At 55.5% G+C, this 24,054-nt stretch carries 24 protein-coding genes; 14 read left to right on the plus strand and 10 right to left on the minus strand.

What is annotated here, in order from left to right; translation table 11 throughout:
- Positions 1-236: 236 nt before the first annotated feature.
- The 7 genes from aroK (at position 237) to trpS (ending at position 6,609) form a co-directional block, all read left to right on the plus strand.
- The gene (gene aroK, locus WFN75_RS19810) at positions 237-758 is read left to right on the plus strand and encodes a shikimate kinase AroK (RefSeq protein WP_010436374.1); all 522 of its coding nucleotides are present in this window, start codon (positions 237-239) and stop codon (positions 756-758) included.
- A 57-nt stretch (positions 759-815) separates the two neighbouring features.
- Positions 816-1,904 carry a 3-dehydroquinate synthase gene (gene aroB, locus WFN75_RS19815; protein ID WP_040078301.1) on the plus strand — a complete coding sequence of 363 codons (1,089 nt, stop codon included), beginning with the start codon at positions 816-818 and terminating at the stop codon, positions 1,902-1,904.
- Between the two features lie 92 nt (positions 1,905-1,996).
- A complete protein-coding gene (gene damX, locus WFN75_RS19820; RefSeq protein ID WP_336996704.1) occupies positions 1,997-3,259 on the plus strand; it encodes a cell division protein DamX in 1,263 nt (420 codons plus the stop codon).
- A 67-nt stretch (positions 3,260-3,326) separates the two neighbouring features.
- Positions 3,327-4,139, plus strand: coding sequence for an adenine-specific DNA-methyltransferase (dam, locus tag WFN75_RS19825; RefSeq protein ID WP_040078303.1), 813 nt, complete (start codon positions 3,327-3,329; stop codon positions 4,137-4,139).
- Positions 4,140-4,180: 41 nt separating this feature from the next.
- Entirely contained in the window at positions 4,181-4,858 is a 678-nt protein-coding gene (gene rpe / locus WFN75_RS19830) for a ribulose-phosphate 3-epimerase (protein ID WP_336996705.1), read from the plus strand.
- Positions 4,851-5,612: a phosphoglycolate phosphatase gene (gph, locus tag WFN75_RS19835; RefSeq protein ID WP_040078305.1), complete on the plus strand. Its 762-nt coding sequence runs from the start codon at positions 4,851-4,853 to the stop codon at positions 5,610-5,612. Before rpe ends, gph begins: the two co-directional genes overlap by 8 nt.
- Positions 5,605-6,609: a tryptophan--tRNA ligase gene (gene trpS, locus WFN75_RS19840; RefSeq protein WP_040078306.1), complete on the plus strand. Its 1,005-nt coding sequence runs from the start codon at positions 5,605-5,607 to the stop codon at positions 6,607-6,609. Before gph ends, trpS begins: the two co-directional genes overlap by 8 nt.
- A gap of 61 nt (positions 6,610-6,670) precedes the next feature.
- On the opposite strand, the gene cysG is transcribed toward trpS, so the two are convergent.
- From cysG to nirB, 4 genes are all read right to left on the minus strand, one after another.
- On the minus strand, positions 6,671-8,044 hold the full coding sequence (cysG, locus tag WFN75_RS19845; protein ID WP_286765057.1) for a siroheme synthase CysG: 1,374 nt from the start codon (positions 8,042-8,044) through the stop codon (positions 6,671-6,673).
- Between the two features lie 11 nt (positions 8,045-8,055).
- Positions 8,056-8,865 (minus strand): nitrite transporter NirC, encoded by an 810-nt coding sequence (gene nirC / locus WFN75_RS19850; protein WP_040078309.1) that lies wholly within the window; start codon positions 8,863-8,865, stop codon positions 8,056-8,058.
- Between the two features lie 68 nt (positions 8,866-8,933).
- Positions 8,934-9,260, minus strand: a complete 327-nt coding sequence (gene nirD / locus WFN75_RS19855; protein ID WP_040078310.1) for a nitrite reductase small subunit NirD — start codon at positions 9,258-9,260, stop codon at positions 8,934-8,936.
- Complete coding sequence (nirB, locus tag WFN75_RS19860) at positions 9,257-11,800, minus strand: nitrite reductase large subunit NirB (protein WP_040078311.1); 2,544 nt, start codon at positions 11,798-11,800, stop codon at positions 9,257-9,259. Before nirB ends, nirD begins: the two co-directional genes overlap by 4 nt.
- Before the next feature lie 240 nt (positions 11,801-12,040).
- Between nirB and WFN75_RS19865 the strand changes: the two genes are divergently transcribed.
- The gene (locus tag WFN75_RS19865) at positions 12,041-13,357 is read left to right on the plus strand and encodes a cytosine deaminase (RefSeq protein ID WP_336996706.1); all 1,317 of its coding nucleotides are present in this window, start codon (positions 12,041-12,043) and stop codon (positions 13,355-13,357) included.
- 3 nt (positions 13,358-13,360) lie between these two features.
- Here the strand turns inward: WFN75_RS19865 and tsgA are convergent, their stop codons facing one another.
- A complete protein-coding gene (tsgA, locus tag WFN75_RS19870; RefSeq protein WP_040078313.1) occupies positions 13,361-14,545 on the minus strand; it encodes an MFS transporter TsgA in 1,185 nt (394 codons plus the stop codon).
- A gap of 278 nt (positions 14,546-14,823) precedes the next feature.
- Here tsgA and ppiA point away from each other — a divergent pair, with 278 nt between their 5' ends.
- The 5 genes from ppiA (at position 14,824) to argD (ending at position 18,169) form a co-directional block, all read left to right on the plus strand.
- On the plus strand, positions 14,824-15,396 hold the full coding sequence (gene ppiA, locus WFN75_RS19875) for a peptidylprolyl isomerase A (RefSeq protein WP_263617141.1): 573 nt from the start codon (positions 14,824-14,826) through the stop codon (positions 15,394-15,396).
- Between the two features lie 109 nt (positions 15,397-15,505).
- A complete protein-coding gene (locus WFN75_RS19880) occupies positions 15,506-15,673 on the plus strand; it encodes a YhfG family protein (protein WP_072039554.1) in 168 nt (55 codons plus the stop codon).
- Entirely contained in the window at positions 15,663-16,265 is a 603-nt protein-coding gene (locus WFN75_RS19885) for a putative adenosine monophosphate-protein transferase Fic (RefSeq protein WP_046886751.1), read from the plus strand. The genes WFN75_RS19880 and WFN75_RS19885 overlap by 11 nt, the downstream gene beginning before the upstream one ends.
- Positions 16,266-16,297: 32 nt before the next feature.
- Positions 16,298-16,861: an aminodeoxychorismate synthase component 2 gene (gene pabA, locus WFN75_RS19890; RefSeq protein ID WP_040078317.1), complete on the plus strand. Its 564-nt coding sequence runs from the start codon at positions 16,298-16,300 to the stop codon at positions 16,859-16,861.
- Positions 16,862-16,948: 87 nt separating this feature from the next.
- The gene (gene argD, locus WFN75_RS19895; RefSeq protein ID WP_336996707.1) at positions 16,949-18,169 is read left to right on the plus strand and encodes a bifunctional acetylornithine/succinyldiaminopimelate transaminase; all 1,221 of its coding nucleotides are present in this window, start codon (positions 16,949-16,951) and stop codon (positions 18,167-18,169) included.
- Here argD and WFN75_RS19900 read toward each other — a convergent pair whose 3' ends face one another.
- Positions 18,170-20,257, minus strand: coding sequence for a YccS/YhfK family putative transporter (locus WFN75_RS19900; protein ID WP_046886748.1), 2,088 nt, complete (start codon positions 20,255-20,257; stop codon positions 18,170-18,172).
- Positions 20,258-20,314: 57 nt separating this feature from the next.
- The gene (gene crp, locus WFN75_RS19905) at positions 20,315-20,947 is read right to left on the minus strand and encodes a cAMP-activated global transcriptional regulator CRP (protein ID WP_000242758.1); all 633 of its coding nucleotides are present in this window, start codon (positions 20,945-20,947) and stop codon (positions 20,315-20,317) included.
- Positions 20,948-21,257: 310 nt separating this feature from the next.
- On the opposite strand from crp, the gene WFN75_RS19910 reads away from it, so the two are divergent.
- Positions 21,258-21,662: an OsmC family protein gene (locus tag WFN75_RS19910; RefSeq protein WP_040078321.1), complete on the plus strand. Its 405-nt coding sequence runs from the start codon at positions 21,258-21,260 to the stop codon at positions 21,660-21,662.
- 66 nt (positions 21,663-21,728) lie between these two features.
- Here the strand turns inward: WFN75_RS19910 and WFN75_RS19915 are convergent, their stop codons facing one another.
- Genes WFN75_RS19915 through WFN75_RS19925 form a run of 3 tightly spaced genes read right to left on the minus strand, consistent with a single transcriptional unit; the run spans position 21,729 to position 23,866 of the window.
- The gene (locus tag WFN75_RS19915) at positions 21,729-22,598 is read right to left on the minus strand and encodes a phosphoribulokinase (protein ID WP_040078322.1); all 870 of its coding nucleotides are present in this window, start codon (positions 22,596-22,598) and stop codon (positions 21,729-21,731) included.
- Between the two features lie 30 nt (positions 22,599-22,628).
- Positions 22,629-22,847, minus strand: coding sequence for a YheU family protein (locus tag WFN75_RS19920; RefSeq protein ID WP_040078324.1), 219 nt, complete (start codon positions 22,845-22,847; stop codon positions 22,629-22,631).
- Positions 22,844-23,866 carry a hydrolase gene (locus WFN75_RS19925; protein WP_040078325.1) on the minus strand — a complete coding sequence of 341 codons (1,023 nt, stop codon included), beginning with the start codon at positions 23,864-23,866 and terminating at the stop codon, positions 22,844-22,846. The genes WFN75_RS19920 and WFN75_RS19925 overlap by 4 nt, the downstream gene beginning before the upstream one ends.
- Positions 23,867-24,054 lie beyond the last annotated feature (188 nt).

A 24,054-nucleotide genomic window follows, 5' to 3' on the forward strand; every position in this document is an offset into this window, starting at 1 on the left:
ATGAATTAGCATACAAGGAGTACCGATTTGAGTGTCAGCTTGTCTGGTCATGCGCCTTTACGCCTTAAGCTTCTGGTCCGGTGATTTATTCTGTTGCCAAACAACCGGGAGTACTGAGATAATTTTTAGTCTGACTCTCGCTCTATCGCATATGAGGTTTCAGTTCATGCCCTGTTACGCCAGGTGTCGGCGAAGCGGGTTTACCATTAACGAATAGTCTTAGTAGTACCGAAAAAATGGCAGAGAAACGCAATATCTTTCTGGTTGGGCCTATGGGTGCCGGCAAAAGCACTATTGGGCGCCAGTTAGCTCAACAACTCAATATGGAATTTTACGATTCTGATCAAGAGATTGAGAAACGAACCGGAGCTGATGTGGGCTGGGTCTTCGATGTAGAAGGCGAAGAAGGTTTCCGTGACCGTGAAGAAAAAGTTATTAATGAACTTACGGAAAAACAGGGCATCGTGCTGGCAACTGGCGGCGGCTCTGTAAAATCACGCGAGACCCGTAACCGTCTCTCCGCCCGTGGTGTCGTGGTTTATCTCGAGACGACCATCGAAAAACAGCTGGCACGTACGCAGCGCGATAAAAAGCGCCCATTACTGCAGGTTGAAACGCCTCCGCGCGAAGTTCTGGAAGCCCTTGCAGGTGAACGCAATCCGCTGTACGAAGAGATTGCTGACGTCACCATTCGCACGGACGATCAGAGCGCTAAAGTGGTCGCAAACCAGATTATTCATATGCTGGAAAGCAACTGATTCTGGCTTAATACACACTCGCCTGCGGGTATAAGCATTTAAGGTGGATGTCGCGTCATGGAGAGGATTACCGTCACTCTCGGGGAACGTAGTTACCCCATCACCATCGCGGCTGGCTTGTTTAACGATCCAGCTTCCTTTTTGCCACTGAAAGCGGGCGATCAGGTGATGCTGGTCACCAATGAGACGCTGGCGCCGCTTTATCTCGAAAAAATCCGCCTTCTTCTTGAAAAGGCGGGTGTGAAAGTCGACAGCGTCATCCTGCCGGATGGCGAACAATTTAAAAGCCTGGCGGTTCTTGATACCGTCTTCACCGCGCTGCTGCAAAAACCGCATGGTCGCGATACGACGCTGGTTGCCCTTGGGGGCGGCGTTGTTGGCGATCTAACCGGTTTCGCTGCGGCAAGTTATCAGCGCGGTGTGCGCTTTATTCAGGTTCCTACCACACTGCTTTCGCAGGTGGACTCCTCCGTGGGCGGCAAAACGGCCGTTAACCACCCGCTTGGCAAAAACATGATTGGCGCGTTCTACCAGCCCGCTTCGGTGGTGGTGGATCTCGACTGTCTGCAAACCTTGCCTGCGCGTGAGTTAGCCTCTGGCCTGGCGGAAGTGATCAAATACGGCATTATTCTCGACGGTGAGTTCTTTAGCTGGCTGGAAGAGAATATGGACGCGCTGTTGCGTCTTGATGGTCAGGCGATGGCGTACTGCATTCGTCGGTGCTGTGAGCTGAAAGCAGAAGTCGTTGCCGCAGACGAGCGCGAATCCGGCTTACGTGCTTTACTGAATCTGGGGCACACTTACGGTCACGCTATTGAGGCTGAAATGGGCTACGGCAACTGGCTGCACGGCGAGGCGGTTGCTGCGGGCATGGTTATGGCGGCCCGCACTTCTGAACGCCTGGGACAGTTTACCCCCGACGAGACGCAACGCATCATTACCCTGCTCAAGCGCGCTGGCTTGCCAGTAAGCGGCCCGCAGGAGATGTCGGCGCAGGCTTACCTGCCTCATATGATGCGCGACAAAAAAGTATTGGCTGGCGAGATGCGTCTGGTGCTTCCGCTGGCAATAGGAAAGAGTGAAGTACGCGGCGGAGTGCCGCACGATGTCGTTCTTGGCGCTATTGCTGATTGCCAGCAAGCGTAACAACTAGAAAGGTCCGGCTACCGTAAAACGTAGCCATTTTGCTTCAGGTGATATGCAGCGTTGTAAGCATGAGCCGTTGAGTGGGGTGTTAAATGGATGAATTCAAACCAGAAGACGATCTGAAACCCGATCCCAGCGATCGTCGTACTGGTCGTACTCGTCAATCTTCAGAACGTGATAACGAGCCGCAGATTAATTTTGATGACGTTGATCTTGATGGTGACGACCGCCGTCCGTCGCGAGGCCGCACGGCACGCGATGAGCGTGAAGAAGAGTATGAGTCCGAAGATGATTCAATGGACGAAGCGCCCGTAGAGCGTCGCCCGCGTAAACGTAAAAAAGCCGCCGCTAAGCCCGCCTCCCGCCAGTATGTGATGATGGGGCTGGGTGTGCTGGTTCTGCTGCTGTTGATTATTGGCGTCGGTTCCGCACTCAAAGCACCTTCTACCCCGTCGGCTAACCAAAGCGCAAATACGGAAAAGAGTATTGATCTTTCCGGTAACGCCGCCGATCAAGCTAATGGCACTCAGCCAGCCCCGGGCACGACCTCTGCAGAGCAGACTGCTGGCAATACTCAGCAAGAGATCTCTCTGCCGCCAGTCTCTTCCACACCGACTCAGGGTGAGGCAGCCGCCGCGCCTGAGGGCCAGCAGCGTGTAGAAGTTCAGGGCGATTTGAATAATGCGCTGACTCAGCCGCAGGGCCAGACGCAGGTTAACAACGTTGTCAGTTCTACGCTGCCGACGGAACCGGCCACTGTTGCGCCAATTCGTGGTGCGAATGGCCAGCAAACCGCCGCGACCGAATCAACGCCTCGCCAGACCCAGACTGCACCGCGTCAGGAACGCAAGCAGACGGTTATCGAGCCGAAGCGTGAAACCAAACCACAGCCCGTAGCCAAAGCCGCAGAGCCAAAACCAGCCGCGCAGCCTAAGCACAGCGAAACCGTGACCAGCGCACCGGTAAAAGCGCCGACCACAGCAGCGCCGTCTGCGCCGAAGGCGACCGCAACGGCACCTGCCGCTCCTGCAGCGACAGCCACTGCAACCAGCAGCGCGGGTAAAACCACTGGCAACGTCAGTTCGCTGAAATCTGCACCCTCCAGCAACTATACGTTGCAGCTGAGCAGTTCATCGAACTATGACAACCTGAACGGTTGGGCTAAAAAGTCGAACCTGAAAAACTATGTGGTCTATCAAACCACGCGTAACGGTCAGCCATGGTACGTGCTGGTAAGCGGTGTTTATGCTTCTAAAGATGAGGCGAAACGCGCTGTTTCCTCGCTGCCAGCGGACGTTCAGGCGAAAAACCCATGGGCTAAACCTATCCGTCAGGTTCAGTCCGATTTGAAATAATCTGTGAAGCGCAGGATGCTGTCGGAGCTTTCTCCACAGCCGGAGAAGGTGTAATCAGTTAGTCAGCATGAAAAAAAATCGCGCTTTTCTGAAATGGGCAGGGGGGAAATACCCCCTGCTTGATGATATTAAAAAACACCTGCCGAAAGGCGAGTGCCTTATCGAGCCCTTTGTCGGGGCCGGGTCGGTATTTCTCAATACCGATTTTTCTCGTTACATCCTGGCGGATATCAACAGCGACCTGATCAGCCTCTATAACATCGTTAAAGAGCGGACAGACGAGTTCGTTGATGAGGCCCGTAAGCTGTTTACGCCTGAGCATAATCATCCGGACGTTTACTACCAGTTCCGCACTGAATTTAATCAGAGCCAGGAGCCGTTCCGCCGTGCGCTGTTGTTCCTCTATCTCAACCGCCATGGCTACAACGGCCTGTGCCGCTATAACCTGCGCGGCGAATTTAACGTGCCATTTGGCCGTTATAAGCGCCCCTATTTCCCGCAGGCCGAGTTGTATCACTTCGCCGAAAAAGCGCAGAATGCAGAGTTCCACTGCCTCTCGTATGAGGAGTGTATGGATCGTGCTGATGCAAACTCGGTGGTCTACTGTGACCCCCCTTACGCCCCCCTGTCTGCCACAGCGAATTTTACCGCCTATCACACCAACAGCTTCAGCCCTGCCGAGCAGGCGCGTCTGGCGGAGATGGCGGAAAAGCTGGTCAGCAAAAGAATACCGGTGTTAATTTCGAATCATGACACGCCTGATACGCGCGAATGGTACAAAGCCGCGAAGCATTATCAGGTGAAGGTGCGCCGTAGCATCAGCAGCAACGGCGGCACACGTAAAAAGGTGGACGAACTGCTGGCTCTCTATCGACCCTGAGCCGTTTCGCCCGCCGCTATAAACTTTTCAAGGAGATGCGGATGAAACAGTATTTGATTGCTCCCTCAATTCTGTCGGCCGATTTCGCCCGCCTGGGTGAAGATACCGCGAAGGCGCTGGCTGCCGGCGCGGATGTGGTTCATTTCGACGTGATGGATAACCACTATGTGCCGAATCTTACCATCGGCCCGATGGTGCTGAAGGCGCTGCGCAGTTACGGTATCACCGTGCCGATTGACGTACATCTGATGGTCAAGCCGGTTGATCGCATCGTGCCGGATTTTGCCGCCGCGGGTGCCAGCATCATTACTTTCCATCCGGAAGCCTCCGAGCACGTAGACCGCACCTTGCAGCTGATTAAAGAGCACGGTTGTAAAGCCGGACTGGTGTTCAACCCGGCCACGCCGCTGAGCTACCTGGATTACGTAATGGATAAGCTGGATGTCATTCTGCTGATGTCCGTCAACCCGGGCTTTGGTGGTCAATCCTTTATTCCTCAAACGCTGGATAAGCTGCGTGAAGTCCGCCGCCGTATCGACGAATCCGGCTACGACATTCGTCTTGAAGTGGACGGGGGAGTGAAGGTCAATAATATTGGTGAAATCGCAGCGGCAGGTGCGGATATGTTTGTCGCCGGTTCTGCCATCTTCGATCAGCCGGACTACCGCAAAGTGATTGATGAAATGCGCAGCGAACTGGCAAAGGTAAGTCATGAATAAATTGCAGGCAATTCGGGGTGTAGCCTTTGACCTCGACGGTACGCTGGTGGATAGCGCACCGGGTTTAACCAGCGCAGTCGACCAGGCGTTATATGCACTGGAGCTGCCCGTTGCGGGCGAAGAGCGGGTCATTACCTGGATCGGCAACGGTGCCGATGTGCTAATGGAGCGCGCATTAAGCTGGGCGCGCCAGGAGCGCGCCATTCAGCGCGCCGCACAGGGCAAACCGGGCGTTGACCATGCGGATATCCCTCAGGAAGAGCAGGTACGTATCCTGCGCAAACTGTTTGACCGTTTCTATGAAGAGACGGTTGAAGAGGGCAGCTTCCTGTTCCCGGACGTTGAGGCCACGCTGAGTGCGCTGCATGCCAAAGGCTTGCCGCTGGGGCTGGTGACCAATAAGCCGACCCCCTTTGTTGCCCCACTGCTGGAAGCGCTGAATATCGCCCACTATTTCTCAGTGATTGTTGGCGGCGACGACGTACAGAACAAAAAACCACACCCGGAGCCGCTGTTGCTGGTGGCGGGAAAATTATCCTTATCGCCGGAAGCGCTGCTCTTTGTGGGCGATTCCCGCAATGATATTCTGGCTGCGAAAGCCGCGGGGAGCCCCTCCGTTGGCCTGACCTATGGCTACAACTACGGTGAAGCCATTACTCTCAGTGAGCCGGATTACGTCTTCGACCACTTTAAAGATTTACTGCCCGCACTCGGGCTCCCGCACAGTGAAAATCAGGAATTGAAAAATGACTAAGCCCATCGTTTTTAGTGGCGCACAGCCCTCAGGTGAACTGACCATTGGCAACTACATGGGTGCGCTGCGTCAGTGGGTAAACATGCAGGATGACTATCACTGCATTTACTGCATCGTTGACCAGCACGCGATCACCGTGCGTCAGGACCCACAGCAGCTGCGTAAAGCCACGCTGGATACGCTTGCCCTCTATCTGGCCTGCGGTATCGATCCTGAGAAAAGCACCATTTTCGTTCAGTCTCACGTGCCGGAGCATGCGCAGTTGGGTTGGGCGTTGAACTGCTACACCTATTTCGGTGAGCTGAGCCGTATGACTCAGTTCAAAGATAAATCTTCCCGCTATGCCGAAAACATTAACGCCGGTCTGTTCGATTACCCAGTGCTGATGGCTGCAGATATTCTGCTGTATCAGACCAATCAGGTTCCGGTTGGCGAAGACCAGAAACAGCACCTGGAGCTGAGCCGCGATATCGCCCAGCGCTTTAACGCCATCTACGGCGAGATCTTCAAAGTTCCGGAGCCGTTCATTCCGAAATCCGGCGCGCGCGTAATGTCTCTGCTGGAGCCGACCAAAAAGATGTCCAAGTCTGACGATAACCGCAACAACGTTATCGGCCTGCTGGAAGATCCAAAAGCGGTGGTGAAAAAACTGAAACGTGCCGTGACCGACTCTGATGAGCCGCCAGTGGTACGTTACGACGTGCAGAACAAAGCGGGTGTCTCTAACCTGCTGGATATCCTCTCCGGCGTGACCGGCCAGAGTATTCCGGAGCTGGAGCAGCACTTCGAAGGTAAGATGTATGGCCACCTGAAAGGCGAAGTTGCTGATGCGGTGTCCGGTATGCTGATTGACCTGCAGGAGCGTTATCACCGTTTCCGTAACGACGAAGCTTTCCTGCAGAAGGTGATGAAAGACGGAGCGGAAAAAGCCAGTGCTCGAGCGTCTGAAACCCTGAAAGCGGTCTACGAAGCGATTGGTTTTGTGGCAAAACCGTAAATACGGCGAAGTCTCAGTGAAAAAAAACCGGGGATGGCCCCGGTTTTTTTATGCCTGCCCGTTAGTGATTTGAGAACCAGTTGAGCTTGTTGCGAAGTTCCACCACCCGGCCAACCACAATCAACGCCGGGCTTTCAACCTGTTGTGCCAGTTCACCCAGCTGCGTCAGAACGCCGTTCACCACCCGCTGCGTAACGGCGGTGCCGTTTTCCACCAGCGCGACGGGCATCTCTGCATCCATACCCTGCTCCAGCAGTTTCGCCTGAATCGTGGCGGCCTGGTTCAGCCCCATATAGAACACCAGCGTCTGTTTTTCAGCCGCCAGGTTGTGCCAGTCCAGTTCGCTGCCGGTTTTCAGGTGCCCCGTTACCAGACGTACGCTCTGGGCGTAATCACGGTGGGTCAGCGGAATACCGGAGTAAGCCGAACAGCCAGAAGCTGCCGTAATACCGGGCACCACGGAGAAGGGAATGCCCGCTTCGCAGAGGGTTTCCAGCTCTTCGCCACCGCGGCCAAAGATAAAGGGATCGCCCCCCTTGAGACGCACCACGCGTTTACCTTTCTGCGCCTCGCGCAGCAGGATCTGATTAATCTCCTCCTGCGGTACGCAGTGGTAACCTGCGCGTTTGCCCACGAACACGCGATCCGCATCGCGTCGCACCAGATTCATGATGTCGTCCGATACGAGGCGATCGTAAACCACGATATCTGCCTGCTGGATCTGCTGCAGCCCCTTCAACGTCAGCAAGCCTGCATCACCCGGGCCTGCGCCAACCAGCACCACTTCACCGCGATGATCCAGCGGCTCGCTCAGCAGTTGCGCTGTCGTCTCTTCAATGGCCTTCTGATCCTGATTCGCCAGCGACTGCGCCAGCCTGTCGTTAACAAAGAATTTTTCCCAGAAGCGGCGGCGCTCCCCAACGGTCTGGAAGGTTTGCTTCACGCGGGAGCGAAGTTGCCCGGCGTAGTGTGCAATCTGCCCGAGGTGCTGGGGCAGCAGGGCCTCCAGCTTTTCCCGTAACAGGCGAGCCAGAACGGGCGAACGTCCCCCGGATGACACCGCAATCATCAGCGGCGAACGGTCGATGATGGAGGGCATGATAAAGCTCGCCTCTTTCGGCGCATCCACCACGTTGCAGAAGATGCGGCGAACTTCGCAGGCATCGCTGACGCGCTGGTTCACGTCATCATTGTCCGTGGCTGCGATGGTCAGCCAGCAGGTATCAAGCAGGGATTCATCAAACTCGCCAGGCGCAAGGGTGAGCATCCCTTCCTTCGCCCAGACATCAAACTGCGGCGCGAACGCGAGGGCATTGACGGTCAGTCGTGCACCTGCCTCTAGCAGCAGACGTGCTTTGCGTTCGGCGACATCACCACCGCCCACCAGCAGGCAGTCGCGGTTGCGTAATTGACAAAATATTGGCAGGTGATCCACGACATTACCTCTTAAGAATGGGCTTTCGCCGGTGCTGTTGCGATGTTGGCCGGAGTCGGACGCTCCGCTTTAGGGGTAGCATACCAGTAACCTAAGCCCATAAATACTGCACCTGAAAGGGTATTGCCCAGGGTTACCCACAACAGGTTATGGCCGATACCCGAAAGGGTGAAAGCTTCGCTATGGTGTCCAAACCAGGAGAGGGCGAAGAGGGTCATGTTTGCCACGGAGTGCTCGTAGCCGGAGGCGATGAACGCCAGCAGGCACCACCAGATAGCGATAAACCTGGCCGCGCCTTCGGTACGGATTGCCATCCATATTGCCAGGCATACCAGCCAGTTACAGAGCGCGCCCTTGAAGAACAGAGCCATAGCTGGCTGAGTCGTCTTCGCCAGCGCTACGGAGTGAACGATGCTGGTATCCACAGGCAGCAGGCTTCCGCCGCCCCAGCTATACAGCAGCGCGACGAAGACCGAGCCCAGCAGGTTACCCATCCAGGTTTGCGGCAGGATGGCCCACATCTGGCCCTGGGTAATGGTGCCCGCTTTAACGCCCAGCGTCAGGAACATGGTATGGCCCGTGAAGAGCTCCGATCCGGCGATGATGACCAGGGTTAACGCGATACCAAAGGTTGCGCCCATCACCAGCGGACGGACAGAGGGCTCCAGCAGATTGCCGAGGGTGAAGATCAAGATGATGCCCAGACCAACGTAGGCACCCGCCATCGCTGAGCTGACCCAAAAACCGAGGGGATTATTCGTGCTGAGCCGCGCGATGCGCGCAGCGTTAGCCGCACACTTGTTAATAGTGTCTGTGAACATGGTTTGATTATCCTGAAAATAAAAAGAAAAATGTAAAAAAAGGAGGCGTTGCGCCTCCCAATAAGTGTTTAACCGCGCAGTTGCACCTGCCCATCCTTCACCCGGACGTCATAGTGCTTCACGGAGTGGCCTTCATCTTCCATACAGAGCCCGTCGCTCAGACGGAAACGCTGTTTTTTCAGCGGACTGGCAACCCACAGTTCACCCTGGTGTTCAGCAATCAGGCCGCGGGAGAGCACGCTGGACTCGAAGAACGGGTCGATATTGCTGATGGCAAAAACCTGTTCATCGTGACGTGGACGGAAAATGGCGACCTGCTCGTTACCTAAAAGCGCACATACGCCGGTTGCAGGCAGAATAGCGTCAATGCTGCAGATGTTTACCCACTGGCTCATACGTTTTCCTCCACCAGAGTGACGGGAATGCGTTCATACGGTGTTGCAGGACGGTGCTGCTCGCGCTCAGGCACAACCTGCACGTTCGGATCGCGCTGGGTGCTGTTGATGAAGTGTTTGAAGCGAACCTGAGCGGCCGGGGTATTCACGGTTTCTGTCCACTCGCAAATCACCGCGTCGCGCAGGCGGGCCATCTCTTCTTCCAGGTGTGCGTTCAGACCCAGTTTGTCGTCAATAATGACCGACTTCAGGTAGTCGATGCCGCCTTCCAGATTATCTAACCACGGGGCGGTACGGGTCAGTTTGTCCGCAGTGCGGATGTAGAACATCATGAAGCGGTCGAGGTATTTGATCAGCGTTTCGCGATCAATGTCCGCCGCCAGCAGATCCGCATGGCGTGGTTTCATCCCGCCGTTACCGCAGACGTACAGGTTCCAGCCCTTCTCGGTAGCAATGATACCCACGTCTTTACCCTGTGCTTCCGCACATTCACGGGTACAGCCGGAGACGCCAAACTTCATTTTGTGTGGCGTACGGATGCCTTTGTAGCGGTTTTCCAGCTCAACGCCGAAGCCCACGCTATCGCCCACGCCGTAGCGGCACCAGGTGCTGCCTACGCAGGTTTTCGCCATACGCAGCGCTTTAGCATACGCGTGACCGGTTTCGAAACCGGCTTCAATCAGCTGACGCCAGATTTCCGGCAGGTCATCTTTCTGCGCACCAAACAGGCCGATACGCTGAGAACCGGTGATTTTGGTATAGAGGTTAAACTCACGTGCAATGCGACCAACCGCGACCAGCCCTTCCGGCGTGATTTCGCCGCCGGCAGAGCGTGGGATCACCGAGTAGGTACCATCTTTCTGGATGTTGGCCAGGAAGTTGTCGTTGGTATCCTGCAGCGGCGTATGCTGCGGTTTAAGGATGTAGTCGTTCCAGCACGAGGCCAGCAGTGAGCCCACTGTCGGTTTACACACTTCACAGCCATAACCCTGGCCGTGTTTTTCCAGTAATTCGTCGAAGGATTTGATGCCTTCAACACGAATCAGGTGATACAGCTCCTGGCGAGAGTAAGCGAAATGCTCGCACAGGTTGTTATTCACTTCGATGCCCTGTTTGGCCAGCTCGGCGTTCAGCACTTGAGTTACCAGCGGGATACAACCCCCGCAGCCGGTACCGGCTTTGGTTTCGGCTTTCAGCGCCGCAACGGTGTGACAGCCTTTGTTGATGGCCGCAACCAGCATGCCTTTGGTGACGTCGAAGCAGGAGCAGATCTGCGCGCTATCCGGCAGTTTATCTACCCCAATGGAGGGCTTACCGCTGGAGGCGTGAGCCGGGAGAATCAGGGCGTCCGGATTCTCCGGCAGCTCAATCCCGTTCAGAACCAGTTGCAGCAGGTTACCGTAGTCGCTGGTGTCGCCCACCAGCACCGCACCGAGCAGGGTTTTGTTATCCGGGCTAACGATAAGGCGTTTATAGACCTCTTTGCTTTCGTCGAGATAAACGTAGCTGCGAGAGTTCGGAGTGCGACCATGCGCATCACCGATGCCGCCCACGTCCACGCCCAGCAGTTTCAGCTTGGCGCTCATGTCGGCGCCCGCGAAGGCATTTTCATTACCCAGGATATGGTCTGCCACGACCTGCGCCATTTTGTAACCAGGGGCGACCAGACCGTAGACGTGGTTCTCCCAACTGGCACACTCACCGATGGCGTAGATATCCGGATCGGAGGTCTGACAGGTGTCGTTAATCATGATCCCGCCGCGCTGGGCCACGGCCAGGCCGCACTGGGTCGCCAGTTTGTCGCGAGGACGAATACCGGTAGAGAAGACGATAAAGTCGACTTCCAGCTCGCTGCCGTCGGCGAAGCGCATCGTTTTACGCGCCTCGGTGCCTTCCTGCACGATCTCTTTGGTATTCTTGCTGGTGTGTACCTTCACACCCATACTTTCGATTTTGCGTTTCAGCTGATCGCCACCCATGTGGTCGAGCTGTTCTGCCATCAGCATCGGGGCAAATTCGATGACGTGGGTTTCAACGCCTAAGTTCTTCAGCGCACCGGCCGCTTCCAGACCGAGCAGACCGCCGCCGACGACCGCGCCGCGTTTGCTACGGCGGGCGCAGGACTCGATGGCGTTCAGATCTTCAATGGTGCGATAAACGAAGCAATCCTGGGTTTCCGAGCCTTTAATGGGCGGGATCCATGGATAGGAGCCAGTCGCCATGATCAGCTTGTCGTAAAAAACCGTGCGTCCCGCACTGGAATGAATCACTTTTTCCTGACGGTTAATGGTGATAGCGCGCTCGCCCACCAGTACCTTCACGCCATGCTTCTCGTAAAAGCCGTCACGCACCAGAGAGAGCTCTTCGGCAGTGTGGTGAGAGAAGTAGGAGGAGAGGTGCACGCGGTCGTACGCCTTACGGGGTTCTTCACAGAACACGGTAATGTCGAACTGGTCAGCCTCGGCTTTATCGAGAAGATCCTCAATAAAGCGGTGGCCGACCATGCCGTTACCGATGATAGCGAGTCTGACTTTGCTCATTTTTGCCTCGATTTCTTTTCTATTACTGCCTACCTTAACGATTCAGCAAAGCCACTTATTGATGTAAATCAAATACGCCTTCAACTACTCCTTAGTGGGTAGATGCCTGATTTGTCAGGGATTTTCTAAGTTGCGGAAATATCGAGCTTTTCGTCTTTGTCGAATTTGTGTACAAATTACAGGGTTATTATGCCGATCCGGCTACCTCTAAATTTCAGCCGCGTTTTTCAGGAGAACATCATGAGTACAGCTCCGCTTTGGCTTATCCAGAATGTCCGTTTACCTGGCCGTGAAGGGCTCTGGCAACTTGCCGTGGAGAACGGTCATTTTGGCGAGATTACGCCGATGGGCGATGCCCACGCTGAAAGTTATGAAGTGCTTAATGGCCGCGGCGGCCTGGCGATCCCGCCGTTTATTGAGCCGCATATTCATCTCGATACCACCCAGACCGCAGGTGAGCCGAACTGGAACCAGTCCGGCACCCTGTTCGAGGGCATTGAACGTTGGGCGGAGCGCAAGGCGCAGCTGAGCCACGACGATGTGAAAGCACGCGCCTGGAAGACGCTGAAATGGCAAATTGCCAACGGCATCCAGTTTGTACGTACCCACGTGGATGTCTCCGACCCGACGCTTACCGCCCTGAAGGCCATGCTGGAGGTGAAACAGGAGGTGGCGCCGTGGGTGACGCTGCAAATCGTGGCATTTCCGCAGGAGGGGATCCTCTCTTACCCGAACGGCGCGGCGCTGCTGGAAGAGGCGTTAAAGCTGGGGGCGGATGTGGTCGGCGCAATCCCGCATTTTGAGTTCACCCGCGAGTATGGCGTGGAGTCGCTGCACATCGCCTTCGCGCTGGCGAAGAAATATGACCGTCCGCTGGACATTCACTGCGATGAAATCGACGACGAACAGTCACGGTTTGTCGAGACGGTGGCAACCCTGGCCTATGAGGCAGGTATTGGCCCGCGCGTGACCGCCAGCCATACCACGGCCATGCACTCCTACAATGGCGCTTACACCTCGCGGCTATTCCGGCTGCTGAAGATGTCGGGGATTAACTTTGTGGCTAACCCGCTCGTGAATATCCACCTGCAGGGTCGCTTTGACGACTACCCTAAGCGTCGCGGCATTACCCGGGTTAAAGAGCTGCAGGAGGCGGGGATTAACGTCTGCTTCGGCCATGATGACGTCTTTGATCCCTGGTACCCACTCGGCACCGGCAATATGCTGCAGGTGCTGCATATGGGGCTACATGTGTGCCAGATGATGGGTTATTCGCAGATCGACAGTGGGCTGAACCTGATCACTCACAACAGCGCCCGCACCTTCGGACTGAGCGATTACGGCATCGAGACGGGAAATCCGGCGAACCTGATTATTTTGCCCGCGGAGAGCGGTTTTGAAGCGGTGCGCTGTCAGGTGCCGGTACGCTGGTCAATTCGTCACGGGCGGGTGATTGCCACCACGCAGCTGGCGCAGACCTGGATTCAGATGGACAACGGTGGGGAGGAGGTATTCCTTACGAAAAACAGCCCCTTCGCAGAGCGCAAAGGGGCATAAGGATTAGTGCGACGCTGCCGCCATGTTGTGCTGGCGGTGGCGGGTCACAAAGCCCAGTACCAGACACATAACAAACACCACGGCGTACAGACCGTTAGCGGTATGCAGGGCGGCCAGCGGGCCGCTGTGCGCCACGATCGGGCCGGTAACCACAAAGGTCAGCATGGTGCCGATGGTGCCGCAGGTCAGAACGAAGTTCACCAGCTTCGGCGAGGCCACTTTGGTCTGCAGCGATCCCAGCGTAATGATGGAGGTATAAATCGCGCTGGAGAAGAAGCCCAGGGTCAGAATGAACCATGGCATATGCTCCGGTGAACCGTTGATGAACAGATACATCAGCACGGTTGCCAGCCCCGCCAGTACGGTCAGAATGCGCTGCAGGTCGAAGAAGCGCAGGATGAAGCTAAACGCCCACATACCGAACATGTAAGACATCCAGAAATCGCTCACCAGTTTACCCGCGTCATTCAGGCTCATGCCCAGACCTTTCGCATATTCCGGTACCCAGGAGATAAAGCCCAGCTGCCCCAGGATGTAGCACAGGGCCGCGATAGAGAGAAACAGTACGCCGATGCCCCATTTCTCTTTCACCACCGGCTCTGAGGTCGTCTGCGCTTTTTTGCCCAGCACCGGGAAGTCGCAGCCGAAGGTCAGAATAAAGATCGCTACGTACACCAGCCCGATGCAGGCGTATACCCAGTACCACTCAATGCTACGTGCCAGCAACACGGCAGCCACCATCGGGAATATCATGCCGGCCATGCTAAAGAAGGAGTCGGTAAAGAGCAGGCGAGCGCCGCGCTGACGGCCTTCATACATGTGAGTAATCAGGAAGGTACCGATGGACATGGTGATCCCGCTCACCAGACCCAGTACGAACATGGCGGCAGAGAAGAGCGCGATGCTGTGGCTGAGCATCAGGCCCGCCACGGCGGCAACCATCAGCACAAAGCCAAAGCGCAGCTGTGTTTTCAGCGGGACAATTTCCATCAGCCAGGCGTTCAGGAAGATGGAGATCAAGATCCCCGCGTTAAGGAAGGTGAAGGTGTTACTCATGCTGGAAACGGGCAGCTGGAAGTAGTCTGCGATATTTCCCATCACCATCCCGGTGACGATCACCAACGCGCCGGTCAGGGCGTAGGAGAAGAAGCTGATCCATGTGAGCTTGATGCGATTGCTGTTAGTCATGTCTGGCCTGTTCAAAAAAGAGAAGCGCCGGAAAGGGCGCTGAGGGCGGGCAGATTTTAGACATTAAAGTGATCCATTCATATCTTTTAAGAGAAATTTGAAGATCGTTGCAGTTTTATATGTGATCCAGATCACATTAATCGGCGAGATAACCAATCGTTTGCGCGGTAATAATTGTTTCATTTTCGTAAAATTAGGTAAAAGGCTGGTCTCGGCTCATACTGCTCTTTAGAATCAAGCCATTCGCTTTTTATACTGCGCTTTGTTAAGGAATTCTCATGCTCAAATCAACACTGGCGGCTGTTGCAGCTGTGTTTGCTTTTTCTGCCGTTTCTCCTGCTGCGCTGGCAGCGAAAGGAGACCCTCACGTTCTGTTGACCACTTCCGCCGGCAACATTGAGCTGGAACTGAATAGCCAGAAAGCCCCTGTATCGGTAAAAAACTTCCTCGATTACGTAAACAGTGGCTTCTATAACAACACCACCTTCCACCGTGTGATCCCGGGCTTTATGATCCAGGGCGGCGGTTTCACCGAGCAGATGCAGCAGAAGAAACCTAACCCGCCAATCAAAAACGAAGCGGATAACGGACTGCTGAACAAGCGCGGCACCATCTCTATGGCGCGTACCGCTGATAAAGACAGCGCAACCAGCCAGTTCTTCCTCAATGTGGCTGACAATGCCTTCCTCGATCACGGACAGCGTGATTTTGGCTATGCAGTGTTTGGTAAAATTGTGAAAGGAATGGACGTGGCGGATAAGATTTCTCAGGTGCAGACTCACGACGTGGGCCCATACCAAAATGTTCCGTCAAAACCGATAGTTATCCTCTCCGCGAAAGTCCTGCCTTAATCGCCCTTTACGCGGGCATTCTACGTCCGCGATGCGTTTTCCTCCCTGCGGAACCGCTATTTGCTGCTTATACTTGTGGCAAACACGGACACAAGCAGGGAGGACATAAGTGAAAAAGCTCACCGATAAGCAAAAATCCCGTCTCTGGGAGCAGCTACGAAATGCCAATTTCCGGGCCAGCCGCCTCCTTGAGGGGGTCGACAGTCCACTGGTTACGCTTAATGCGGACGAAGCGCAGGTGCGCCTTGAGGAACTCAGGAGGCACTATGAGCGATAAATACGGCGACGGTCGCGACCCTTATCTCTATCCTGGTTTGAATGTGATGCGTAACCGGCTGGGGATTCGCCAGGCTGAACGCCTTGCGCAGGCGGCCTATGAACTGACGGCTCTGCGCGCTGCAACTTTGCCCCTGGGGCCCTCTGCGCGCGGCTTGCCACATCTGTGCGCCATTCATCGCCATCTTTACCAGGATGTGTTTGACTGGGCGGGAGAGATTCGCGAAATCGATATTTACCAGGGGGACACCCGTTTTTGTCACTTCGCCTATATCGAAAAAGAGGGCAATGCCCTTATGCAGGATCTGGAGGATGAAGCGTACCTGGTGGGGTTGAACCCAGAGGAGTTTGTCGCCCGCCTCAGCCATTATTATTGTGAAATTAACGTCCTGCATCCATTCCGTATCGGCAATGGTATTGCGCAGCGCATCTTCTTTGAACAACTGGCTATCCATGCGGGTTACCAGCTCAACTGGCGCGATATTGATCCCGAGGCCTGGGCGCAGGCCAATCAGAGCGGGGCGATGGGCGATCTCAGCGCGTTGCAGACCATCTTTGGCAAAGTGGTGAGCGAAGCGGGAGAATCTGAGTAAAATAGGGCGGCGATTGTTGACCCGGAGCCGCCATGATTTTACTGATTGATAATTACGATTCGTTTACCTGGAACCTGTACCAGTATTTTTGCGAGCTGGGGGCCGAGGTGGAAGTACGACGAAACGATGCGCTAACGCTGGCAGATATCGCTGCTCTGGATCCACAAAAAATCGTTATCTCGCCTGGCCCCTGCACGCCTGATGAGTCAGGGATCTCGCTTGAGGTCATCCGCCATTATGCCGGTAACATACCGCTGCTCGGCGTCTGCCTCGGCCATCAGGCCATTGCTCAGGTATTTGGCGCGAGCATTGTCCGTGCAGCAAGGGTCATGCACGGTAAAACCAGCCCCATCACCCATAGCGGGATCGGCGTTTTCCAGGGGTTAAACAACCCGCTCACCGTGACCCGCTATCACTCGCTGTTAATTGATCCTGCTACGCTTCCCGCCTGCTTTGAGGTCACCGCCTGGAGTGAGACGCAGGAGATCATGGGTATCCGCCATCGTGAGTGGGATCTGGAAGGCGTCCAGTTCCATCCGGAGAGCATTCTTAGCGAGCAGGGGCACCAACTGCTGGCTAATTTCCTTCATCGTTGATTTTTAGTTGCCACAAAGTGATTTTTTAAGCATATTTCGTGATTATATTTTCACTTCCTGTTTTTGCTTAAAAAAGGGTGGGGTTACATGGCAACTGAACAATCTGCAATTACACGTGCGACATTCGACGACGTCATTCTGCCAGTTTATGCACCGGCTGAATTTATCCCGGTTAAGGGGAAAGGGAGCCGCGTCTGGGATCAGGAGGGGAAAGAGTACGTTGATTTCGCCGGCGGGATTGCGGTAACCGCGTTAGGCCACTGCCACCCGGCGCTGGTAGAGGCGCTGAAAACCCAGGGCGAGACCCTGTGGCACACCAGCAATGTCTTCACTAATGAACCCGCCCTGCGCCTGGGACGTAAGATCATTGATGCGACCTTTGCCGAACGTGTGTTGTTTATGAACTCGGGGACCGAAGCCAACGAAACTGCCTTTAAACTGGCCCGTTACTATGCCTCTACCCGCCATAGCCCCTACAAAACCAAAATCATCGCTTTTCATAATGCCTTTCACGGGCGGTCGTTATTCACGGTTTCCGTTGGCGGCCAGCCGAAGTATTCCGATGGATTTGGCCCGAAACCGGCTGACATCATCCATGTTCCCTTCAATGATCTGCATGCGGTGAAGGCGGTGATGGACGATCATACCTGCGCCGTAGTGGTGGAGCCGATTCAGGGCGAAGGCGGCGTGACGGCGGCGACGCCGGCGTTTCTGCAGGGGCTGCGCGATCTGTGCGACCAGCATCAGGCGCTGCTGGTCTTTGACGAAGTACAGAGTGGCATGGGCCGAACCGGCGAACTTTTCGCCTATCAACATTACGGCGTGACGCCAGATATTCTCACCAGCGCTAAAGCGCTGGGCGGCGGCTTCCCGATCAGCGCGGTGCTCACCACGCAGGATATCGCCTCCGCATTCCACGTGGGGTCTCACGGCTCTACTTACGGCGGTAATCCGCTTGCCTGCGCTATTGCGGGCGCGGCCTTTGATATTATTAATACGCCCGAAGTGCTTAGCGGCGTGAACGCGAAGCGTGAACGCTTTGTAAAACAGCTGCAGCAGATCGACGAGCAGTATGACGTTTTCAGCGAAATCCGTGGGATGGGGCTGCTGGTCGGTGCTGAGCTTAAGCCGCAGTTTAAAGGGCGGGCACGTGATTTCCTGCACGCTGCGGCACAGGAAGGGGTGATGGTCCTCAATGCGGGCCCGGACGTGATGCGCTTTGCCCCTTCGCTGGTGGTGGAAGATAACGATATTGACGAGGGATTGAGCCGTTTTGCCGCCGCGGTGAAGAGCATGGTCCTGGCCTGATCAGTACGGCGTCCGCTTCAAGATACGGGTTAACCAGACACCGTGATGCGGACGTTGACGCCATGCCACCGACGAAATGGTGTGCATGGTACTCAAATGCCCCAATATGCGTTGTAGATGCTGCTCCAGGGTGCTCATCGGCCCGTGGGTCAGCGTCTCCGGCGCTTCCAGAATATTGGCGTCGCCACTCTCTCCCGGCGCGTCATAATCCAGCCGCTGCTGACAACGCTGCAGCGCAATTTCACAAGACTGCAGATAGCGCTCGGCCAGATCCGGCGTCAGCATGGTGTGTTCCCGCGCCAGCGTCGTCATGGCATTGATATGTTCTACGATGAACTGGCTGTGCGTGACCCACAGCTTCATGTCGGCCAGGTAGTGTGAATTGAACCCCGGCTCCTGCATCGCCTGATTCAGCGAGTTGAACAGGGCGTTGTGCGCCTGGTTCACCTTCATGCGCTGCCAGGCAAGCGGTGTTGGCTGAGGATCACTGCTCAGGATGAGGCGAATAGCCTCCTGGTCGGCTTCCAGCGCATCGTGGGCGTTCTGTCGTAGCAACCCGCTTTGCCACTGCGGCCACAGCCACACCATGCCGCCAAAAGCGATTAAACAGCCTATCAGCGTGTCTGCGAGACGGGCGATGATAAACTGATCGCCGTTCAGCGTGAGGAGCTGCAGCGTGTATACCGCGGTTACCGTAAAGCCGACCGTCGCCCAGCCGTAATTTTTACGGATGATCAGGTAGCTCACCAGCGTAATCAGCAGCATGCTCAGTAACGTAAAGCCCTCCGGCACGTGGAAGTGCAGCGTGGCACCCGCGATAATCAGCCCTGCCAGGGTACCGCCTGCCCGGTGGAATATGCGTACCCGCGTCGCCCCGTAGCCGTTTTGCGTAACCAGCAGGACGGTCATAAGGATCCAGTAGGGCTTCGGTAAATGGAGGGCCATCCCCATCAGGCTGGCGATGCTGAGCATGACGCTGATGCGTGCGGCATTGCGCAGCGCGGAAGACTTGAGCGACAGATAACTTTTCAGCGCCGGGAAGAGCGGCAGACGTTTTTGCTTATCGGCCATCAGGTCGCGCGAGTAGAGCGGACGCTGGGTACGTAGCACGCGGGCGATGCGGCTAAAGTGCCAGGCACAGAACTGCCCAACCGGGTTTTCCGGGTGCTGCCGGGCGATTTTCTCCAGCGCCCCCAGCTGCTTGTCCATGCTGAAGCGGGTGGGGTAGCGGTGATAGAGGATATTATCCGAGAGCACACGCAGGCGTGCAGCGACGGTCTGGGCATTCCATCTGATCACGGCTTCGGCGTGGCTGCGTTCCACCAGCTTTTGCACCTCTTCCGGGTGATGCAGGCTGACGGAGATATGCTCCTGCAAGTCGAGCCCGACCTGGAAGGTTCGCAACAGACGTTTGTATTCGTGATTTCTGTTAGCTGCCAGCATGTGTAACTGCTGATAACACTGGCTGATAAGATCCACCACCTTCTGCTGGCGGGCCAGCAGCGGCGGCAGGGATTTTTCCGGGTCGGTATGCTGGGTGAGCAGGGTATATTTCGCTTCGCAGTAGTCGGCAAGCTGGCGGTACAACAAGCTCAGCGATTCCCGCAGCGGCTGTTCGCGCCACATCCAGAACCAGAACCAGTTAAACAGCCCATACCAGAGCGTGCCCAGCGTATAGATCAGCAACGGCTCCCACACCGGCATATTGCCCGCCAGGCTCAGGGTAAAGATGGCGGCAATCAGCGAGGCGGGTAGCAGCCTGGCATGCAAAGAGCTGATCTCTGCCGTCACCCCTAACGTCATTGCCAGCAGGGTGAGGATCAGGGGCAGGGGGATGTCGCGGGCCAGCAGTAACTGGACGGCGAGGCTACAGCCGGCAAAGAGCGAGCCGCCAACGATCAGGCGTTTGAAAAAGCGTTTATGGGGAGTATCCAGCCCTGCGATGTTGCAGCAGGCAGGCACGAGAGAGAAGAGCAGACCCTGTTGCAGGTGGCCGAGAATCAGACCGACGGCCACAGGAAGACACAGCACCAGCGTTTGTCGGAGTGCGTAGTTAACTTCCGGGTGATAAATCAGCCTGCGCCACATAGATGCCAGAGACAAAAACGGCGTGACATCTTGCGATGGCACGCCGTTCTTTCGGAATTAACGCGTCCCGTAAACCACGATCGTTTTGCCGTGGGCGGAGATCAGGTTCTGATCTTCCAGCATTTTCAGAATACGGCCAACGGTTTCGCGGGAACAACCCACAATCTGACCAATCTCCTGACGGGTGATTTTGATCTGCATACCATCCGGATGGGTCATCGCGTCAGGTTGTTTTGCCAGATTCAGCAGCGTCTGAGCGATACGGCCGGTCACGTCCAGGAAGGCGAGGTTACCCACTTTCTCAGAAGTCACCTGCAGGCGGCGTGCCATCTGCGATGAGAGGCGCATCAGAATGTCCGGGTTCACCTGGATCAGCTGGCGGAACTTCTTGTAGGAGATCTCAGCCACTTCACACGCGGTTTTTGCCCGTACCCAGGCGCTACGTTCCTGACCTTCTTCAAACAGGCCCAGTTCGCCAATAAAGTCGCCCTGGTTCAGATAAGAAAGGATCATCTCTTTCCCTTCTTCATCTTTGATCAACACGGCCACGGAGCCTTTAACGATGTAATACAACGTTTCCGCTTTTTCACCCTGGTGAATCAGCGTGCTCTTCGATGGGTACTTATGAATGTGGCAATGAGACAAGAACCATTCGAGAGTCGGGTCTGTTTGCGGTTTGCCAAGCACCATGCGCTGTTATCCTCTGTTATAAGCTGTCTCCAGAGCCGGGATGGACGCCTTCACTCTGGGGTTGCAATCGAATTCTTCCCCATTCCTGGGAATCGGGCTGTCACAATATTCAGCAGCCTGTAATGTGTGATGTCCTCTGCATACATGCGTAATGTCAATGTATTACTGTAGCATCCAGACTGTTTTAGCATAGCTTTAGCCGCCTGTCTCCTGGTGTCTCGCTTCAGCTTGATACAGGTCGCCTTCCGTTGCCAGAATTGTTACTGGCGCGTAATCTGTCAGGAAAATTGCAACTTCGGAGTTAACTACAATGCAAGCGCGTGTGAAATGGGTTGAGGGCTTAACGTTCCTGGGCGAGTCGGCTTCCGGGCACCAGATTTTGATGGACGGCAACTCCGGAGATAAGGCGCCAAGCCCGATGGAGATGGTGCTGATGGCCGCTGGCGGTTGCAGCGCAATTGATGTGGTTTCAATCCTGCAAAAAGGTCGCCATGAGGTGACAAACTGCGAAGTGAAACTGACCTCGGAACGCCGTGAAGAGGCGCCGCGCCTGTTCACGCATATCAACCTGCACTTCATTGTCACGGGTAAAGAACTGAAAGACGCGGCGGTCTCCCGCGCCGTGGATCTGTCAGCAGAGAAGTATTGCTCCGTGGCGTTGATGCTGGAGAAAGCGGTGAATATTACGCATTCGTATGAGGTGATCGAAGCGTAATTTATGGGGCATCGTGCGTGTTGATGCCCTCACCCTAACCCTCTCCCACAGGGAGAGGGAACAGGCTTATGCGATCTTCTTCCCTTCCATCAATCTTTGCACCAGCGGCGTCATAATCAGCTCCATCGCCAGCCCCATCTTCCCGCCCGGCACGACCAGCGTATTCATGTGCGAAATAAATGAGCCCTGCAGCATCGCCAGCAGCCAGGGATAGTCGATATCCTCCAGGTTGCGGAAATGGATCACCACAAAGCTCTCATCCAGAGAGGGGATAGCTTTAGCCGCAAAGGGGTTAGAGGTATCCACCGTAGGGACGCGCTGGAAGTTGATGTGGGTGCGCGAGAACTGCGGCGTCAGGAAATTGATATAGTCTTCCATCGAGCGCACCACGGAGTCCATCACCGCCTCACGCGAATGTCCACGCTCGCTGGTATCGCGGGTCAGTTTCTGAATCCACTCGAGGTTAACGATAGGCACCACGCCCACCAGCAGGTCAACATGGCGCGCCACGTCGTGCTGTGGCGTGACCACGCCGCCGTGCAGCCCTTCGTAAAACAGCACATCCGTCGGCTCCGGCAGCGGCTGCCAGGGGGTGAAGGTGCCCGGCACCTGATTCCAGGGCACCGCTTCGTCATAGGTGTGCAGGTATTTGCGTGACTGCCCTTTACCGCTCAGGCCATACTCGAGAAAGGTTTGCTCCAGCAGGCCGAAATCGTTCGCTTCCGGGCCGAAATAACTAATGTGCTTACCCAGATCGCGCGCTTTACGAATGGCCATGTCCATCTCAGGACGGGTGTAGCGGTGAAAGCTGTCACCCTCGACCTCTGCGGCGCTTAAATGAAGCTGAGAGAAGATTTTACGAAAGGCGAGGCTGGTAGTGGTGGTGCCTGCACCACTCGATCCTGTGACGGCAATAACCGGATGTCTGGCGGACATAGCAACTCCCTGAGTAGAAAGATGAAGCGATTAACCGCGAAATTGATTGCGGGGCATGACGTTGACGGTTTCATGTAGCTCGGACCACACGATCAGTACCTCGCCGTTTTGCAGCTGACGCTTAACATCGGCCACTTTCTGTTCGAGCGTGCGTTCTTGTTCACCATAATCTGTGCCTTCACGTAACACAAAGCTTTCAATCAGATTATCCAGCGTTTCGGGAGCCAGATCTTGCCAGGGAATGATCATAGTTTCGGTTCCAGGTATGTTGTCAGCCAGTCCGGAATACGGGTTTCCAGCCACATCTGTGGACGACGCAACGTGCCGCCAACAAAGCCGACGTGGCCGCCGTGCTCGGTCAGTTGATAATGGACGTTAGCGGGCAAAAATTCCTGCGCCGGGATGGAGTGGTGATCCATAAAGGGATCGTCTTTAGCATGAATAATCAGCGTCGGCTTGGTGATCTTACTCAGTACGGGCATGGCGCTGCACTGGCGGTAATAGTCGATCGCATCGGCAAAACCGTGGATTTTCGCGGTGATCAGATCGTCGAACTCGCGAATACGGCGCACTTTCTTCAGCTGGCGCAGGCTCACCGGCAGCGTGTCGGGATAAGCCTTCAGCTTTCGCGCTGCATTGGCTTTCAGCAGGTTCAGCAGATAGCGCTGATAAACGCGCGAAAAGCCTTTTTCCATATGGTAACTGCACTGCTCCAGCATAAACGGCGCCGATACGATGGCGGCGGCATCCAGCGGAACGCTTTCACCCTCTTTCGCCAGCAGACAGGCGAGCATGTTTCCCCCGAGTGAATACCCCACCGCAGCGGTAGGAGCCGGGCCGAGCGTTTCGGCCAGCCAGCGCAGGAACCAGGTACCGTCTTCCGTTTCACCGGAGTGATAGATGCGCTTTTGCCGATTTGGCTCGCCGCTGCATCCGCGAAAGTGCATCACCACGCCAAGCCAGCCGCGCGCTTTCGCCGCCTCAATCAGACCGTGAGCATAAGGGCTGTGCAGGCTCCCCTCCAGGCCGTGGAACACCACCAGCCGGGGTTTATGTCGCGCACTGAGCGGCTCTTCACTCCAGGCTAAATCGACAAAATCATCATCGGGCAGGTCGAGACGCTGCCAATGCGGCGTGAAGCGCACTTTGCGGCGAATGAGGCGCGGCAGCATGGTTTGCAGATGGCGATTCGCCACGCCGCGCATGGGCACAAATTCTGCGCTCTCTTCGGTCGCAATGTCGAAGTCTGATGGAATAATTTGAGTCATAAGGATGATGATGATTCTTGTCTGAAATTTACTATACCTTCCGAATTGTACCCCGTTTAGCCCGTATTTCCGAAACATGAACTGATCCCGATCACATTTCCTAACGTTGATTATTACTCTCAGGCTAATGATTGCGCTCTACGCTTAATTGATGCCTTTCTCACCAGCGCGCACACTTTACTCAACGT

The organism is Leclercia sp. UBA7405, from assembly GCF_037152215.1.
Classification (GTDB): domain Bacteria; phylum Pseudomonadota; class Gammaproteobacteria; order Enterobacterales; family Enterobacteriaceae; genus Enterobacter; species Enterobacter pneumoniae.

Coding starts and splice junctions, on each gene's coding strand:
- aroK (WP_010436374.1), top strand. CDS start 237: ATGGCAGAGAAACGCAATATCTTTCTGGTTGGGCCTATGGGTGCCGGC.
- aroB (WP_040078301.1), top strand. CDS start 816: ATGGAGAGGATTACCGTCACTCTCGGGGAACGTAGTTACCCCATCACC.
- damX (WP_336996704.1), top strand. CDS start 1,997: ATGGATGAATTCAAACCAGAAGACGATCTGAAACCCGATCCCAGCGAT.
- dam (WP_040078303.1), top strand. CDS start 3,327: ATGAAAAAAAATCGCGCTTTTCTGAAATGGGCAGGGGGGAAATACCCC.
- rpe (WP_336996705.1), top strand. CDS start 4,181: ATGAAACAGTATTTGATTGCTCCCTCAATTCTGTCGGCCGATTTCGCC.
- gph (WP_040078305.1), top strand. CDS start 4,851: ATGAATAAATTGCAGGCAATTCGGGGTGTAGCCTTTGACCTCGACGGT.
- trpS (WP_040078306.1), top strand. CDS start 5,605: ATGACTAAGCCCATCGTTTTTAGTGGCGCACAGCCCTCAGGTGAACTG.
- nirC (WP_040078309.1), bottom strand. CDS start 8,865: ATGTTCACAGACACTATTAACAAGTGTGCGGCTAACGCTGCGCGCATC.
- nirD (WP_040078310.1), bottom strand. CDS start 9,260: ATGAGCCAGTGGGTAAACATCTGCAGCATTGACGCTATTCTGCCTGCA.
- nirB (WP_040078311.1), bottom strand. CDS start 11,800: ATGAGCAAAGTCAGACTCGCTATCATCGGTAACGGCATGGTCGGCCAC.
- WFN75_RS19865 (WP_336996706.1), top strand. CDS start 12,041: ATGAGTACAGCTCCGCTTTGGCTTATCCAGAATGTCCGTTTACCTGGC.
- tsgA (WP_040078313.1), bottom strand. CDS start 14,545: ATGACTAACAGCAATCGCATCAAGCTCACATGGATCAGCTTCTTCTCC.
- ppiA (WP_263617141.1), top strand. CDS start 14,824: ATGCTCAAATCAACACTGGCGGCTGTTGCAGCTGTGTTTGCTTTTTCT.
- WFN75_RS19885 (WP_046886751.1), top strand. CDS start 15,663: ATGAGCGATAAATACGGCGACGGTCGCGACCCTTATCTCTATCCTGGT.
- pabA (WP_040078317.1), top strand. CDS start 16,298: ATGATTTTACTGATTGATAATTACGATTCGTTTACCTGGAACCTGTAC.
- argD (WP_336996707.1), top strand. CDS start 16,949: ATGGCAACTGAACAATCTGCAATTACACGTGCGACATTCGACGACGTC.
- WFN75_RS19900 (WP_046886748.1), bottom strand. CDS start 20,257: ATGTGGCGCAGGCTGATTTATCACCCGGAAGTTAACTACGCACTCCGA.
- crp (WP_000242758.1), bottom strand. CDS start 20,947: ATGGTGCTTGGCAAACCGCAAACAGACCCGACTCTCGAATGGTTCTTG.
- WFN75_RS19910 (WP_040078321.1), top strand. CDS start 21,258: ATGCAAGCGCGTGTGAAATGGGTTGAGGGCTTAACGTTCCTGGGCGAG.
- WFN75_RS19915 (WP_040078322.1), bottom strand. CDS start 22,598: ATGTCCGCCAGACATCCGGTTATTGCCGTCACAGGATCGAGTGGTGCA.
- WFN75_RS19920 (WP_040078324.1), bottom strand. CDS start 22,847: ATGATCATTCCCTGGCAAGATCTGGCTCCCGAAACGCTGGATAATCTG.
- WFN75_RS19925 (WP_040078325.1), bottom strand. CDS start 23,866: ATGACTCAAATTATTCCATCAGACTTCGACATTGCGACCGAAGAGAGC.